Source organism: Scytonema millei VB511283 (assembly GCF_000817735.3).
GTDB classification, from domain to species: Bacteria; Cyanobacteriota; Cyanobacteriia; order Cyanobacteriales; family Chroococcidiopsidaceae; genus Chroococcidiopsis; species Chroococcidiopsis millei_B.
On sequence record NZ_JTJC03000001.1, the window covers coordinates 182,728 to 198,711 of the forward strand.

Here is a 15,984-nt window from a genome sequence, read left to right on the forward strand (position 1 = left end):
TAACTGATAACTGATAACTGATAACTGACTTTGGAACCTTATGATTCTTCCGTAAGTCTTGTTATTTAACAGATTTAGCAATATATAGCGGAGAGGAATAAGTATATGCTTACTTTTAAACCCTGGCAGACAGGGACAGCTTTTCTTATGGCTTTAACTATTGGTACTAGCGCTACTCTACCAATGGTAATGACAGCTCCAGCAACGGCTCAAGTGTTCCCATCGTCGCCAGGAAGTAGCAGAATTAGCGATCGCACGACTATTCGGGCTGGGGCAAGAATTCCCGTGCGCTATGATGAAGCCGAAAAGATCGTTATCAGTCCGAAAGAGAGGATGCGCTTAACTCTTACGGTAGCTGCTAACATTACTAACCGCAACGGCACGGTGTTAATTCCGGCTGGTAGCCTGATTGAAGGCGAACTCGTTCCTGCTGATGGTGGTTCTCAATTTATTGCCAGAAATCTAATTATTGATGATGGCAGACGGCAATCAATTGATGCTTCCTCTGATGTGATTGAAACTACTCAGCTGCGTAGGGGAGTGAGTACGGGATCGATTCTCAAAGGTGCAGTCGTGGGAGCTGCCGCTGGCGCAGCTTTAGGTGGACTGACAGGCAATCGCCGTATTTCTACCGGAGAGGTATTAATTGGTACGGGAGTCGGTGCTGCGGGTGGAGCGGCGCTAGGACGTAAAAAAGCTGATGTAGTTGTCATTAACCCTGACACCGACTTAGATCTGATTTTGGATTCTAGTCTGACAGTCGATCGCTATTAAAGAGAAGAATTGTAGAGGCGTTTCACGAAACGTCTCTACAATAGCAATTACTGCGGAGAAATCTGAATCGGAGAAGTTTCTTGTTGTTGTTGCTCTTGGCGTTCCTCAATTGTGGCTTGAATTTTAGGATTAGCTAACAGTTTTTTCGTGTCAGCTAACAAGCGATCGCCCCACAAATTTTGTTTGAGAAATTCTAAGTCACCATAACGGCTGTCAATTTTGAGGGCTGCTGTTCCTAATTGTAAACCTCTTGTTTGTTCGCCTTGGCTATATAAAGCAACTGCCATTGCAAGTTGGGGTTCTGCGGCTTGCTTGTCAACGGCTAAAGCTGCTTGCCATTGCTTCATTGCCTCGTCTATGTTGCCCTGTTCGTATTGAATTAAGCCGATATTATTGATCGCGGGCCAAAACTTTTTATCTAAGGCGATCGCTTTGTCATATTGGGCGATCGCATCTGGTAATTGCCCGACTTTGTAGTAAGAATTTCCCAAATCGAACAATGCTTCCTTATCGTTTGGTTTGAGTTTCAAACCAGCTTGCAAACTATCGATCGCTGCTTTGTAATTGCCTTTTTGAAAGTGCGCCGAACCCATTGCAAACAACACGGAAGGGTTTTGGGGAGCTAACGCCTGCGCTTTATTCAGAGCCGCGATCGACTCGTTATATTTGTTTGTCTGTAAGTACAAACCCCCCAGAAGAAACCAAGCCATATAGTTTTTGGGAGCTAACTGAGTTGCCAGCCGCGCCCTCGGTACAGCCATTTCAAACTGTTGAAACTGCGCTAACTGAGCAGCCTCCTGCGCCAAACTCAATCCCTGTCGCTCCAACTGAGCTGAATCGAGTTGTAGCGTATGTGGAACGAGTGCCTGCCCCAGTGCAGGGGGAGCTACACTCCCTAAACCCAAAATCACCAGTAAAGACAGCCAGGATTTACGACTTGGCACAGTACACGCCTCAATTATCTTGCAACATAACCTTCAGCTAGCTTAAACCATACTAGGGACGAGTGAGTAGTGAGTGGCTGGTGACTAGTGACTAGTAAATTATGGTGTGGGGTGACAGTGACCAGTGACTCCTGACTCCTGACCAGTTAGTTATTTTATCTCCTCAGCCTCCTCAGCTCAAGAGCAGCTCTCTTCCTCCCTCAGCTCCCTTGTCTCCCTTGTCTCCTAGAAAAGAGCGGATAACCCTAATTTCCGTGGGGAGCGATCGCCCTTTTGCTAGAGATGAGGACACGGTAGTAGTCGTTACGATAATAAGTGTACGAAACATTTTAGTTATTGATGCTTCTTTATTACTGGGAACAATATCAGCAAGATAGTGCGGCAAGTGCGCAGGCGTATCAATGATTTATGACTTGCACCTCATAAATTTTGCTTGCTTCTTCCCTTATCCCTCACTCCTCATTCCTCGCTCCTAATATGACCGCTACCCAGCCTATAGAACTCCCCCTGATTGGTAAAATTAAGCATCCAGCGCGTTGGTTAGTTGGGCTAGTGGCTGCTGGTGTCGTAGTGGCTGGTTCTGCAACTTACGTCATCGTAGATCGATCGACACCTAAGATTGACTTGGCTAAGTTAACCGTACCAGTTGAAGCCAAAGACTTGACACTGCGAATTAATGCCAGCGGTAAAGTCGTGCCGATCCAAAGCGTCAACGTCAGCCCTAAAGTGGCGGGAGTGCTAAAGAATTTATTAGTAGAACAGGGCGATCGCGTCCAAGCCGGACAGATTATTGCCAAGATGGATGATGCCGACTTGCAAGCGCAACTGATCCAAGTACGTGCCAAACTCGCTCAAGCCCAAGCCGAATTAGCTCAAGCCCGTGCGGGAAATCGCATACAGGAGATCGATCGCGCTCAAGCGCAGGTAGATGCAGCCCAAGCTAGGGCAAACTTCGCACGGGAAAAACTAGAGCGTTATCGGAGATTAACGCAACAAGGTGCGATCGCCCAAAACGAGTTAGATCAATATGTCAGCGAAAGTCAAAGCGCTCAAGCCAATCTACGGGAAGCACAACGTCAGCTATCGCTACTCAAAAGCGGTAGTCGTCCAGAAGAAATCGCCCAACGCCAAGCAGTCGTGCAAGCAGCTCAAGGTGAGTTACAAGCTCTTCAAGTTAAGCTCAACGATACAATTATTCGCGCTCCCTTTACTGGTCTGGTAACGCAAAAGAATGCTTCAGAAGGGGCTTTTGTGACCCCAACAACCTCTGCATCTAGCGGCACGTCTAGCTCGAATTCATCGCTAGCAAACTCAACTTCGATTGTCGTGCTGGCGAAAGGTTTGGAAGTTTTGGCAGAAGTACCAGAAGTTGATATTGGACAAATTAAATCGGGACAGCCAGTCGAAATCGTGGCTGATTCTTATCCCGATCGCATTTTTAAGGGTCACGTCCGTTTAGTTGCTCCCGAAGCCGTTGTCGATCAAAACGTCACTTCTTTTCAAGTTCGAGTAGCGCTTGATTCTGGTACAGATAAATTACTATCTGGGATGAATGTAGACTTAACATTCTTGGGGCAAAATCTCAACGATGCCTTAGTCGTACCCACAGTATCGATCGTCACTCAACAAGGTAAAACTGGGGTTTTAGTCCCAGGAGAAAAGAACAAACCCGAATTTCGTCCGGTCACAATTGGCTCTAGCATTCAAGACCAAACGCAAATTTTACAAGGTGTAAAACAAGGCGATCGCGTTTTTCTCGACCTACCAAAAGACCAACAACCACAGCAAGAAAGCGATTTGTAAGTCGTAACTCGTAACTCGTAAGTCGTAAATCAGAAACTTTTTTCTTTCCTACTCCCTGCTCCCTGCTCCCTGTTAACTGATAACTGATAACTGATAACTGTCAATGGATATTTTAGAAAGTGGTAAGATGGCAACGAAAACGCTGCTATCTAATAAGTTGCGTAGTGCCTTAACGATGTTAGGAATCGTCATCGGCAATGCTTCGGTGATTGCGATGGTGGGGATCGGACAAGGAGCGCAAAGATTTGTTGCCGAACAATTTGAATCTTTAGGAACTAATGTTTTGTTTGTGATCCCAGGTAATCGGGATGCTCAAAGAACGACGGTAGATTTACCAAAAACTTTGGTTTTAGAAGATGCCAAGGCGATCGCTACTCAAGTACCGACAGTGGCTAAAGTCGCGCCTCAGCTTCAGTCAAGAGAATTAGTCACGTATCGCAACAAAAATACCTATAGTTCAATTGTCGGTACAACTCCAGAATATACTGCTGTTCGTAACTTCAATCCAGAAAAAGGACGATTTTTTACCCAGCTTGATGTGAAGCGAAATAATCAAGTTGTTGCTTTGGGTTCGGATTTAGCCAAACGATTATTTATTAATCAAGATCCAATTGGTAAATACGTCCGCATTAAAGACGTACGCTTTTTAGTGATTGGTGTAATGGAATCGAAGGGTTCTGTCTTGGGAACCAATTATGACGATAGCGCTTTGCTGCCAATTACCACTATGGCGAGCCGCATCGTCGGCGAAAATTCTCCTTATGGAGTGAGTCTAACTTTTATTTCAATTTCAGCTAAAAGCGATGCCAGTGTAGAAGCAGCTCAATTTCAAATTCAAAACCTGCTGCGATTGCGGCACAAAATTACTAGAGAAGACGATTTTAGCGTTCAAAGTCAAAAAGATGTACTAGAAATTGCGGGAACTGTCACGAGTGCTTTAACGGTCATGCTAGCTGCGATCGCAGGTATTTCTCTACTCGTGGGTGGCATCGGTGTCATGAATATCATGCTCGTTTCCGTGACCGAACGCACGCAAGAAATCGGGTTGCGTAAAGCTTTGGGTGCTACTCAGCACGACGTTTTGATTCAATTTCTGATTGAAGCCGTCATGTTGTCGGCAGCTGGTGGCATCGTGGGAACTGCCTTGGGTGTAGGTGGCATCCTACTAATTGGTACGTTTACTCCCTTTCAAGCAGGTATTTCACCTGTAGCAATTGCTCTGGCTGTCAGTATCTCCGGCGGTATTGGCGTTGTCTTTGGTGTCGTTCCTGCCCGTCGTGCTGCCCAACTCGATCCGATTGTTGCTTTGAGAAGCGCCTAAGTGAAGAGAGCTGAGGGAGCGATTGGGAGCTGAGGGAGCTGAGGGAGACTAAGAAACCAGTTTTTTGTTGGGAACACTTTTTCTGCTAGATTCGTCCTTTGTGTGCGATAAGCGATCTAGATTAGGCAAGACACAGCAGCTCGATCGAGCGGTCATTAAATGCATTACCAATGACCAATGACAACCCCAACGAATATTTCCCGACTCAAATCGGGTGGTCATATAAATAATTGTGAGGTTGGCTGTAGTTTTGTTGAAACTCGATCGCAAAAAATAATAAAAAATTTGAGCGTTTATTAAAATTTTCTAAAATAAACGACAGCTTGATGCTGCCTCCGACAAATTCTTGGAATTATGGCTGTAGTCAATAGTAGAGATGACTGTAGCGAGGTGAAACAGGCTGTTGAGAGCGAATAACATAGCGAATAACACCAAGTGAAAAGGCGCGATCGCGTGGCGATCGGAATCAGTTTGGTATTAAATACACGTTGTTTTGGCAGAGCGAACTTTCTCCTCAAGGAGTAGATAGAACTTGAAGCTTGAGGTAAGGTAGAGGCGTGTCTGTCACTGATGATTGCGATTGCCCAACTGCTAAAGTTTGGGAGTACGTACCTGCCCTTGGCAAAAGTTGTCGTGCCAATTGTGCAAATCTGACACGCTTGCCAGGAGCCTTTTACTTTGTCATGCCGTTACGTGCTGCAAGCGGACAATAAAAACTGAATATTTACTGAATATAAAAACTAAATTCATAAACCATAAACTATTTATCTATGATGAACCCTGAAGCGCCAAATAAAGCTGTATCCTTGCCATTTGGAAAAGCTAAGCGCCGTAAGTCGTGGTTGGCAGGATTCATGACAGTGGGATTGCTGGGCAGTGCTGCCGTTGCTTTTGCGATCGCCCGTACTCAAACCCCTGAAATCGACATTGCCAGTCTCCAAACAGTAATGGTCGAATCTCAAGACTTAAAAGTCCAAATAAAAGCCAATGGCGTAGTTCAGGCAGTCAGAAAAATTAATCTCAGTCCTAAAGATGCAGGGCGAATTGAAGAATTATATGTCGATGAAGGCTCCCAGGTGAAAAAGGGTACGCTCATCGCCCGGATGGACAACGAAGAATTTCAGGCACAAGTCAAGCAATATCAAGCAGGTTTGGCAAAAGCTAAGGCAGAACTAGCAAAAAAGCAGACTGGCAATCGTCCCGAAGAAATCGAGCAGGCTAAAGCTGAATTAGCAGAAAACGAAGCTCAAGTCCGAGAAGCTAAATCGCAGTTAACGCTGCATCGGGAACGAGTCCAGCGCAAACTCAGACCAGCGAAAGAAGGAGCAATTTCTCGCGACGATTTAGACCAAGCTTTGACAGAAGAACGTACAGCCAGGGAAAACCTCGACCGGGCGATCGCCAGTTTAGCAGTAGCCAAACACGAGCTGACACTGCAAATGAAGGGGTATCGCAGCGAAGAAATTACCCAAGCCGAAGCCGAAGTTGCCCAAGCCGAAGCCCAACTGAAGTACTACCAAACTCAACTATCAAACACTTTAGTACGCGCTCCTTTTGCAGGCACGATCACGCGCCGCTACGCTCAACAAGGCGACTTCGTGACCCCCACAACATCTGCTTCTTCCTCGGATGGCGCTACTTCCGCATCGATCGCCGAACTCTCTAGCGGTTTAGAAGTAGAAGCCAAAATCCCAGAATCCAGCATTGCCCGGATTACTCCCAATCAGCCAGTAGAAATCCGTTCCGATGCCTACAATAAAACTTTTAAAGGTCGCGTCCGCACGATCGCACCCAGAGCAATCAGGGAAGATAACGTCACCTCCTTTCGCGTTAAAGTCAGCCTGCAAACAGGGCAAAACCAGCTCAAATCAGGCATGAATATCAAACTCACCTTCCTTAGCGACAAAATTAAAGATGCAGTTGTCGTACCCCTGACAGCAGTTGTCACCAAGAAAAACGGTCAAACAGGGGTATTTATGCCAGATCGAGAAGGACACATCAAATTTCGCGAAGTTTCTCTAGGTGCGAGTAGCAGCACTCACGCTCAAGTTCTCGAAGGCGTGAATCGAGGCGATCGCGTCCTCATCACCCCTCCCCCCGGTCAAGCCATTCCTGGCGTGGATGAAGAGAGCTGAGGGAGCAGGGAGACAAGGGGGACAAGGGGGACAAGGAAGCAATCTGGTTTCACCAGCCACTAGCCACTAGTCACTGATAATTGTCAGCTGTCAACCGTCAACTAACAACCAACTACCAATTACCAATTCTTCATGAATCCGATTGAATGTATCAAAATGGCAGTTGCTACTCTGACGGCTGATAAGCTGCGGAGTAGCTTAACTATGTTAGGAATTGTCATCGGTAATGCTTCTGTAATTGCAATGGTAGGCATAGGACAGGGAGCGCAGAATTACACTCTTAATAAACTCGATTCTTTTGGACCAAATCGACTGTTGGTATTTTCCAGTCGCGATGATTCAGAAGGATTTATTTCCGAACAACGAGGGCTAGTACTCTCGGATGCGGAAGCCGTGAAAAACCAAGCATCAGCGGTTAAGTCAGCAGCTCCAGTCATTGAAAATAACTTATTAATTTCTTACCGCAACAATCAAACTTATACCCAAGTCAAAGGGACAACACCAGCACTGCGGGAGATTAGAAATCTCATTGTCGATCGCGGTCGGTTTTTTGATGCTTCTTTAATGCGTCAAAGTTCTCCCGTGGTCGTTCTAGGTGCAGAATTAGCAGAAAAACTCTTCGATCGCGAAAACCCAATTGGCAAAGATATCCAGATTAAGAATACTAGCTTTCAGGTGATTGCAGTCATGACAGCTAAGGGTTCTTTTGCCGGAGAAAATGAAGATAACGTTGCCTACATTCCCATCACGACAATGGCAACTCAAGTTGATGGCAGAAGATCGGCGTTTGGAACTCCAATCAGCCACATTCAAGTTGCGGCAAAAGATAAAGACAACGTGCGAGTTGCAGCTTTTCAAATTACTAACTTACTAACACGATTGCACGGTAGAAAAGACTTTGTAGTCGTCGCCAACAAATCTTTTCAAGAATTAGTCTCGCAGGTGACAGGAGTACTATCGCTGATGCTGGGAGCGATCGCGGGTGTATCGCTGTTTGTTGGCGGCGTAGGCATCATGAATATTATGCTGGTGTCAGTCACCGAACGCACGCCAGAAATCGGCTTGCGTAAAGCAATTGGAGCGACTCCCCAAGCAATTTTGGCACAATTTTTAGTTGAATCAATTATTCTCTCAGTATCGGGTGGCTTAATCGGTACGGCGATCGGTATCAGTGGTGTGGCGATCGTTGGTGTATTAACCCCACTCCAACCCAGCGTTCCCATTGCCGCGATCGCTCTAGCGGTAGGGATTTCTGGTGGTGTCGGACTCATATTTGGCGTAGTTCCCGCCCGTCGCGCCTCCCAACTCGACCCGATTATCGCTTTGAAAAATAGTTAGGATGAGTGGTAATTGGTAGTTGGTAGTTGGTAGTTGACGGTTGACGGTTGACGGTTGACTGACAACTGATAACTGATAACTGATAACTGATAACTGATAAATGACTAATCTAAAAACTATTACTAAACCAGTTATCGTCCGTTTGGAAAATATCTCTAAAATTTATGGTTTTGGAGAAACAGAGGTGCGGGCGCTAGTCGATGTCAATTTAATTGTGGAACAAGGCGAATATTGTTCGATTATGGGCGCGTCTGGTTCTGGTAAGTCTACAGCTATGAATATGATTGGCTGTCTCGATCGCCCGACCAGCGGACACTACTATTTAGATAATTTGGATGTCGCTCAGTTAGATGATGCTGACTTAGCACATATTCGCAATCTCAAAATTGGCTTTGTCTTCCAACAGTTTCACCTGTTACCTCAACTCAGCGCTTTAGAAAATGTGATGCTACCGATGGTTTACGCTGGGATCAAACCAGCCGAACGCCGCGATCGCGCTACAGCCGCACTCAAGCGCGTTGGTTTGGAAAATCGCCTGCACAATAAGCCCAATCAACTTTCTGGCGGACAACAACAAAGGGTAGCAATTGCCAGGGCGATCGTGAATCAACCAGTTTTGCTCCTAGCAGACGAACCGACTGGCGCTCTCGACTCTCGTACCACCCAAGAAGTTTTGCAGATATTTGGCGAACTCAATGCCAGTGGGATCACAATTATTATGGTGACGCACGAACCAGACGTAGCAAAGCAAACTCACCGAATTGTTTGGTTTCGCGACGGTCAAGTCATCCACTCACACCTAACTCCCGATGATATCGGTCAAGTTGCAGCTTCTTAGTAGGAAGTTTTGAGAATTTATTGAACTCTGTTGCATGAAAAAAACCCGCAGTAGCGGGTTGCGATTGCACTTGCACAAATTAAAGACTAGAAGTTTTGCCTGTCTGAGCTTGAGTTTCTATAGGCTTAATATCGGTGTAACCCATATTACTTGAAATTGTGCGGAAGATCGAAATCTGATCTTCAAAATCGAGTCCTTCAATTTGGGAAAGTAAATTCTTAATTGGCTCAGATGCTTGATAATTTGAAGGCATTCCGACAACAGTATCACCCATAGCTTGCGCCCAAGCATACCAAACCATCAGTTGATTATTTTCTTTCAATGCACCGTAGGCGCGAGAATATTCTGTATCTTCTTTGTTAACGATCTGCCGCATAATTGCCAGCTGCTCGTCATCCGATAATTCGTAGTAATCTCCTAGCAGTCTTGGTGCTAGTTCAGGCTCGGCAGCAGTTGGTGCAGCTGGAGTGATTGAATCTCCCATCTTTTTGTAAACCAAATAAAACCAAGCCAACTTAGCGTCAGTGTCTAAAGCATCAAAAGCTTTTACGACTTTTTGAGTCTCGGCAGAAAGTGCTTGAGACCGATCTGGATTGAAGCTTGATGTCATTGCTGATATCCCAGTTAATTTAAACTCTCAAGCTTAGGGTTATCAGAGTTGGGGGACGCAATTCGCCCTCCGAGAGAGATAGTTTTAGCTGGTGAGAACTTATATCTTTAGTAGCAGAAACGGCAACGACAGTAGAAAGAGAAGGGATGAGAGAAAAATCTATCTTAGTGAGGTTATGAGAGTAGGCGATCGCATTGATAAGATTGCCTCACGACTAAAATAATTTTAATAGGAGTGACCCATGCCAGAAGAGATTAAACCCAATCCTAACGAAACTCCTACACAAGATGCTCAGCTAGCAGCTGAGAATATAGCTACTGGTGCAGAAAAAGCTCCGACGGTGGATGTTGAGGCAGATTATGCCGCTGCCCAGCAATACAGCGTTAGCGAAATCGATCGTAAGGGCGAAGGTGCGATGGCGGCTGAAAAGGTGACTCAACCTGAATTCCAAGTGTCCGAGTCAGTCGAACAGCAAACAGTAGCTAAGCCAACGGGAGATCCAGCTGACTACATGGATATGGCAAAGGATGTGAATTCTCCTTCAAAGGAAATCAACCAAGAATCGAAGTCAATCGGAAATCCATCTGATTACATGGATATGGCAAAGGATGTGAATTCGTAGTTTGAAGTAGAGAGATAAATAGAGACGTTCCCGCGAGCGTCTCTACGTTTTTGTCTGGGATAATATACCTCTTTGTTGCAAAACTGGACGGGCTGCTTGTCTGAGTTTAGGTAACTGTCTGGTAAATAACAGCGAACCGATAATACAAAAACTTCCACCAATAATTAAAGTATTAGTAGCACCAATGCGATCGGCAGCAAATCCAGCAAATAAGTTACCAAATGGAACCATTCCTAAAAAGGACATGGTGAATAAACTCATGACTCGTCCGCGTTTATCATCTTCAACAATAGTTTGAATGACAGTGTTGCTGGAGGAAATAGTCAGAATAGAACCTAATCCTATTAGCGCAGACATCAGAGTGGATAACCACAGCATTCTTGACAAGGAAAAAAAGATAATTCCCAGGCCGCAAAGTGCTGGAGCTAAAGCAATGACTTTGCCCAAACCAACAACTGTTTTGCGCGTGCTTAAATAAATTCCTCCCCCAATTGCCCCCACTCCCGAGGCTGCCATTAATAAGCCTAAAGTGCGTGCGTCTCCAGCTAAAATTTTGGTGGCAAATATGGGAACTAAGGTAATATAAGGCATTGCCATTAAACTAAATAAAGCTAGTAATAGCAAGGTCGAGCGGATCGGAGAAAAGTTGTAGGCGTAAACAAATCCTTCTTGCAATCTTTGCAATGGGTTGGCGGTTGTAACGACTATTTTCTTTGGTTTTAAGCGCATTGCCATTAAAGCCGCAATGACAGCAATATAGCTGACACTGTCAATTAAAAAACAGTAAGCAGCGCCAATTCTAGCAATCAAAATTCCCGCGATCGCAGGTCCAACTAACCGTCCGCCATTAACTAGAGAAGAATTCAACGCGATCGCACTAGCTAAATCGTCTCTCTTCTCGACCATTTCAGGCACAAATGCTTGTCTAGCCGGAGCATCTACAGCATTAATGATACCTTGAAATAAACTCAAAATAATAAAATGCCAAATATGAATCGTGCCTGATAGCGCTAACACTGCTAGTGCTAGAGACTGAATCATAGCTAATATTTGAGCAATAACTAAAATTTTATGTGTATTGAATCGGTCTACTAAAACTCCACCCCAAACGGCTAAGAAGAAGCTAGGGATTTGACTGGAAAATCCCACAATACCCAGCATGAGTGCTGAATTCGTGAGTTTGTACACTAACCAAATTGTTGCCGTTTGCGTCATCCACGTACCGATTAATGAAACCCCTTGTCCAAAGAAAAATAGACGGTAGTTTCTCGATCTCAAAGCAGGTACGATCGCAATATTTGCAAGTCTATTCATTTTTTAGCTAGATTCAGGAAAGCACTTATTTATTAAATAAATACTTGGTTGCTTCGGAACACCATCCAGAGAACTATTGTTGAAACATATTATTTAGAATCCATTGCCAATAATAATTTCTCTACGTCCGGCGATCGCTGTGTATGAGTAACAGTGGAATTGTTAGTTTTTAGGAAAGATTGGCGATCGCTTGGTCAATTAATCTGGAAAACAATTGGCGTTCTTCCAAAGAAAAGCCTTGCATGGCTTGCTCTCTCAGATCTAAAGCGATTGGGGGTAATATATTTTCTAGTTCTCGACCAGCACCCGTCAGCCAGATCCGCCAAATGCGGCGATCGCGAGGGTCGCGTTCTCTGCGGATCAATCCTCGTTCCTCCATGCGATCGAGGACTCCCGTTAAAGTCCCTCCTACCTGCTGCAATTTCTCCCCAATGCTACAAGTGGCTAAGCCATCTTCCTCCCACAAACAGCACAACACGACCCAGTGAAAGGGTGTCAGACCAAAGGGTTCGAGGCGTTCTTGAAATCTGCGACTCCCCAACTGACCTAACAGCTTAATGCGGTAGCCAACGCTATACGGCGCTAAAATTTCTCGCAATGGCTCGGCAATTTTTTGTTCGGTAGAAGTAGAAGGCATGTTGGGGATATTTCGCATACGTAACATTACTATTTTAGCTAAATTCTTCCGAGTTTGACAATCTGTCATAACTGTCTCTAAAAATGTAACCACAAAGCAAGTGGGTAATTTCGTATAGCAGAGCATGGATTGTTGCATTCATTTGTAGATCGTGCCTCTTGCTCGCACAAATATAACTTCAGAAATAGTTTTGTTACTAGTCGGAATTACAATCGCGAGTGATGCTGGTTTGACAGGGAATAATTTTAGATGTACGAAGGATTTGGATTGAATTCAGGGTTCGGTGTAAGTTTACTTGTGCAAAAAAACACATTGTCGTGCAAGATGGAAAAAATCAAAATAGCGCGATCGCAGTTATTCGACCGGAAGTTATTGCTGAAAAGGCAACTCTAGGGTAGAATTGCCCGAATTCAAACTTTTGATTATGATGCTCACAAGTCAGAGTGATTGGTTCAACGATCGAGATTGAACGATCGCGAGATCGATCCCGTTAACTTATACAGGTGCAGCCTTGCCAGAGTCTTTAAAAACCAGCTCCGAACAGAGCGATCGCGACCGACACTTTCGTACCGATCATCTCAATGCCGACCTCAAAAAGCGTTCCGTACGCGGCGGAGCAGTGACGCTGGTAGCTCAAGCTTGTAAGTTTACCTTGCAAATGGGTTCTACAGTCATTTTAGCCCGCTTGCTAGCCCCGCAGGATTACGGTTTGGTTGGGATGGTGACTGCCGTGACGGGTTTTGTTGCCTTGTTTAAAGATATGGGGTTGTCGATGGCAACTATCCAAAAGGCAGAAATTAACCACCGCCAGATTAGCAACCTGTTTTGGGTAAATATTGCCGTTAGCCTGTTATTAACTCTCGTAACTTGCGCGATCGCTCCCGTTGTCGCCGTATTTTACAACGAACCCCGTTTAACCTTAATTACCGTCGTTTCAGCAATTGGTTTTCTGTTTGGAGGCTTAACAGTCCAGCATCAAGCTTTGCTCAACCGCCAGATGCGATTTACGGCTTTGGCAGCAATTGATATTGTGGCTATGGGTTTTGGAGTCATCAGCGCTTTAGTTTTAGCCTGGTATGGTGCGGGATATTGGGCATTGGTAGTCATGCAAATCGCGATCGCGATCGCTCAAATGGGAGGTGCGTGGTTGTTGTGTAGCTGGCGACCGAGTTTGCCACAACGACACGCTCATATTCGCGAATTATTGACTTTTGGCAGCCATCTCACGGGCTTCAACGTAATTAATTACTTTGCCCGCAACCTAGATAACATTTTAATCGGTCGGTCTTGGGGTGCGGGACAACTAGGGCTGTACTCCAAAGCTTATGGCTTGTTACTCTTACCATTGCAACAAATTAACGCCCCGATTACTGCGGTTGCGATTCCTAGCTTAAGCCGATTACAGGCAGACCCGCAGCAATTTCGCCACTACTACCTCAAAGCAGTCTCGCTAGTTACATTTCTCACGTTGCCTTTAGTTATCCTGTCGATCGCGATCTCTGAAGAAGTGGTGACGCTAATTCTCGGTTCTCAATGGCGAGAAGCTAGTTTTCTCTTTCGGTTTCTCGGTGTCGCCGCCATATTTCAACCACTTTGCAATACGGCTGGATGGTTGTATATTGCTACAGGCAAAACAGACCGCATGTTGAAATGGGGCGTATTTGCTTCTAGTTTGACAGTGGTATCGTTCTTTATCGGTCTGCCTTATGGAGCGCGGGGAGTTGCTTTATGCTATGCCGTAGCAATGCTCTTACAAGTTTATCCTTGTATGTATTATGCAACTCGCGGTTTAGAAATTAAGACGAGCGATTTATTCTCGGCGATCGCCCAATCGCTTGCTGCTGCTTTTATGGCGGGGCTTGCCACAATTGGAGTTAAATTTGTACTCAATCCGATTTTACCAGTGTGGGGAATCGCGATCGCTTGCACGTTAGTGATGGCAGGATTTTACGTGGCGATCGTGTTTTACTTGTTTGGCAAGAAATCTTTTTATCTGTCCTTCCTGCAAGAATTTAAACAACGACGATGAAAGTAGCGACACCTGCTAAATACACTTATCAAGTCCAAGAACGGGGCGATCGCGTGCGTCCCAACCGCTTTCACTCCCGCTATGCAATTCTCAATTTGCTGCTGGAAAAGTTACAGTACCTAGTTGAATCTGAGTTGCTTGTCCCAGGAGAAAAGTTACTTGATTACGGTTGTGGTAACAAGCCTTATGAATCGTTATTTAAACAAAAATTCGCTCGCTACATTGGGGCTGACTTTCCAGGTAACGATCGCGCAGAAATTGCGGTTGGTCCCCAAGGACAACTACCAATTGCTGATGCAAGTATTGATTGCGTCCTCTCTTCTCAGGTTTTGGAACATGTAGAACAACCTCAAGTCTATTTGAAGGAAGCTTATCGAGTCCTCAAGCCAGGTAGCGCTTTGGTGCTTTCGACTCACGGAATTTGGCGATATCATCCCGATCCTTGCGATTACTGGCGCTGGACGGCTGCTGGTTTGCAACGGGAAATCGTTCGAGCTGGGTTTGAGATCGTATCGGTGCAAAGTGTATTTGGGATGGCATCTGCTGGGCTGCAACTTTGGCAAGATGCTACGGAAGAGAAAATACCAGGTCGTTTGCGCAAATTCTACATCTGGTTGCTTCAACGGGCGATCGGTTGGATGGAATCGCGCCATCCCGATGAGTTATCTAACGATGCAGCAGTGTATATTATCCTTGCTAAAAAGTCGATAGGGCAGGAGACTGTTTTATCCCACTTGTAGCTTTTCTAGCGCAGAATTTTATTGTATCATTTTCAGCAAAAAAGGAGAAATTCAAATCTATGGTGGTTAGTCCAGTTGAAACTTTCTACAACAACTTTTCTCCAACTTTTATTCGAGATTACGTTTACGGTAACGAACGTATCGATCGCCAGCTAGAGTTTTTTACAAAGGCAATTCATCCCGATACGGCAAGAATATTAGTTATTGGTTGTGGTTCGGGACAAGGGACTCATTTTATTGCTAAATGGATCGCCAAAAAAGCTCAGATTTTAGCAGTAGATATTAGTTCGGAAAATCTTCGTTTGGCTCGGAGTTTATTTAGTCATCCTCGAATTGAATATCGCCAAGTTAACGTGGTGACAGAAGTAATTGAGGGAAATTGGGATACGATCGTTTTACCTGATGTTTACGAACATATCCCTCTAGCAGCAAGGGGAGATTTACATCGTAAATTCAACGCTTTGCTGAGTCCTCAAGGCAAAATTTTGTTTACGATTCCTAGCCCAGGAAAGCAAGCAGCACTCTACGCATCGGGCGAAGGTTTGCAAGTCGTGGATGAAGTCGTCACGCTCGAAGATTTGGTTGAAGTAGGAAAAGCAGTTGAAGGAACGCTGACCTATTGGAGTACAATTTCTGTATGGAACACAAACGATTATATCCACGCGATTGTGGAACGAAAAGCGGCAGAAATTGGCACGATCGCCCAACAAGATTATTTACCAATTAAAGGGTTCAGTTCTCTGCGGCAAAATTTATCTTATCGTGGCTTAGTTACCCTCACAAATTTACCTGGAATTGTTCGGGCTACAAGATGGTGGAAGCGCCAACGAGTGCAAAAGTTAGTGAAGGGCGATCGCTTTTAGATAATAGAGTTGTTTC

Annotated in this window: 16 protein-coding genes; 11 read left to right on the forward strand and 5 right to left on the reverse strand. The window is 45.1% G+C overall.

Translation table 11 applies throughout. The annotated features are described in order from the left end of the window. The first annotated feature begins 105 nt into the window (after nt 1-105). Nucleotides 106-774 carry a glycine zipper domain-containing protein gene (locus tag QH73_RS00755; protein WP_039714848.1) on the forward strand — a complete coding sequence of 223 codons (669 nt, stop codon included), beginning with the start codon at nt 106-108 and terminating at the stop codon, nt 772-774. Nucleotides 775-821: 47 nt separating this feature from the next. Here QH73_RS00755 and QH73_RS00760 read toward each other — a convergent pair whose 3' ends face one another. Continuing rightward, complete coding sequence (locus tag QH73_RS00760; protein ID WP_039714849.1) at nt 822-1,718, reverse strand: tetratricopeptide repeat protein; 897 nt, start codon at nt 1,716-1,718, stop codon at nt 822-824. A gap of 172 nt (nt 1,719-1,890) precedes the next feature. Next, nucleotides 1,891-2,046 carry a hypothetical protein gene (locus QH73_RS00765; RefSeq protein ID WP_165587593.1) on the reverse strand — a complete coding sequence of 52 codons (156 nt, stop codon included), beginning with the start codon at nt 2,044-2,046 and terminating at the stop codon, nt 1,891-1,893. Nucleotides 2,047-2,195: 149 nt separating this feature from the next. On the opposite strand from QH73_RS00765, the gene QH73_RS00770 reads away from it, so the two are divergent. The 6 genes from QH73_RS00770 (at nt 2,196) to QH73_RS00795 (ending at nt 9,153) form a co-directional block, all read left to right on the forward strand. Next, on the forward strand, nt 2,196-3,521 hold the full coding sequence (locus QH73_RS00770; protein WP_039714850.1) for an efflux RND transporter periplasmic adaptor subunit: 1,326 nt from the start codon (nt 2,196-2,198) through the stop codon (nt 3,519-3,521). Nucleotides 3,522-3,624: 103 nt separating this feature from the next. Beyond that, nucleotides 3,625-4,842 carry an ABC transporter permease gene (locus QH73_RS00775; protein ID WP_039714851.1) on the forward strand — a complete coding sequence of 406 codons (1,218 nt, stop codon included), beginning with the start codon at nt 3,625-3,627 and terminating at the stop codon, nt 4,840-4,842. A 557-nt stretch (nt 4,843-5,399) separates the two neighbouring features. Next, nucleotides 5,400-5,555 carry a hypothetical protein gene (locus QH73_RS00780; protein ID WP_165587594.1) on the forward strand — a complete coding sequence of 52 codons (156 nt, stop codon included), beginning with the start codon at nt 5,400-5,402 and terminating at the stop codon, nt 5,553-5,555. A 57-nt stretch (nt 5,556-5,612) separates the two neighbouring features. Beyond that, nucleotides 5,613-6,977 carry an efflux RND transporter periplasmic adaptor subunit gene (locus tag QH73_RS00785; protein ID WP_039714852.1) on the forward strand — a complete coding sequence of 455 codons (1,365 nt, stop codon included), beginning with the start codon at nt 5,613-5,615 and terminating at the stop codon, nt 6,975-6,977. A gap of 132 nt (nt 6,978-7,109) precedes the next feature. Beyond that, nucleotides 7,110-8,315, forward strand: coding sequence for an ABC transporter permease (locus QH73_RS00790; protein WP_039714853.1), 1,206 nt, complete (start codon nt 7,110-7,112; stop codon nt 8,313-8,315). 100 nt (nt 8,316-8,415) lie between these two features. Continuing rightward, the gene (locus QH73_RS00795) at nt 8,416-9,153 is read left to right on the forward strand and encodes an ABC transporter ATP-binding protein (protein ID WP_039714854.1); all 738 of its coding nucleotides are present in this window, start codon (nt 8,416-8,418) and stop codon (nt 9,151-9,153) included. A 79-nt stretch (nt 9,154-9,232) separates the two neighbouring features. On the opposite strand, the gene QH73_RS00800 is transcribed toward QH73_RS00795, so the two are convergent. After that, nucleotides 9,233-9,763, reverse strand: coding sequence for an orange carotenoid protein N-terminal domain-containing protein (locus QH73_RS00800; protein ID WP_039714855.1), 531 nt, complete (start codon nt 9,761-9,763; stop codon nt 9,233-9,235). A 241-nt stretch (nt 9,764-10,004) separates the two neighbouring features. Between QH73_RS00800 and QH73_RS00805 the strand changes: the two genes are divergently transcribed. Next, on the forward strand, nt 10,005-10,385 hold the full coding sequence (locus tag QH73_RS00805) for a hypothetical protein (RefSeq protein WP_039714856.1): 381 nt from the start codon (nt 10,005-10,007) through the stop codon (nt 10,383-10,385). A gap of 42 nt (nt 10,386-10,427) precedes the next feature. Here the strand turns inward: QH73_RS00805 and QH73_RS00810 are convergent, their stop codons facing one another. Both QH73_RS00810 and QH73_RS00815 read right to left on the reverse strand, forming a co-directional pair. Further along, nucleotides 10,428-11,699: an MFS transporter gene (locus QH73_RS00810; protein WP_039714857.1), complete on the reverse strand. Its 1,272-nt coding sequence runs from the start codon at nt 11,697-11,699 to the stop codon at nt 10,428-10,430. A 169-nt stretch (nt 11,700-11,868) separates the two neighbouring features. Continuing rightward, a complete protein-coding gene (locus QH73_RS00815) occupies nt 11,869-12,336 on the reverse strand; it encodes a MarR family winged helix-turn-helix transcriptional regulator (RefSeq protein ID WP_039714858.1) in 468 nt (155 codons plus the stop codon). 511 nt (nt 12,337-12,847) lie between these two features. On the opposite strand from QH73_RS00815, the gene QH73_RS00820 reads away from it, so the two are divergent. Genes QH73_RS00820 through QH73_RS00830 form a run of 3 tightly spaced genes read left to right on the forward strand, consistent with a single transcriptional unit; the run spans nt 12,848 to nt 15,968 of the window. Continuing rightward, the gene (locus QH73_RS00820; RefSeq protein ID WP_039714859.1) at nt 12,848-14,365 is read left to right on the forward strand and encodes a lipopolysaccharide biosynthesis protein; all 1,518 of its coding nucleotides are present in this window, start codon (nt 12,848-12,850) and stop codon (nt 14,363-14,365) included. Further along, nucleotides 14,362-15,105 (forward strand): class I SAM-dependent methyltransferase, encoded by a 744-nt coding sequence (locus QH73_RS00825; protein WP_052289947.1) that lies wholly within the window; start codon nt 14,362-14,364, stop codon nt 15,103-15,105. The genes QH73_RS00820 and QH73_RS00825 overlap by 4 nt, the downstream gene beginning before the upstream one ends. A 59-nt stretch (nt 15,106-15,164) precedes the next feature. Further along, nucleotides 15,165-15,968 (forward strand): class I SAM-dependent methyltransferase, encoded by an 804-nt coding sequence (locus QH73_RS00830; protein ID WP_039714860.1) that lies wholly within the window; start codon nt 15,165-15,167, stop codon nt 15,966-15,968. Nucleotides 15,969-15,984: the final 16 nt, after the last annotated feature.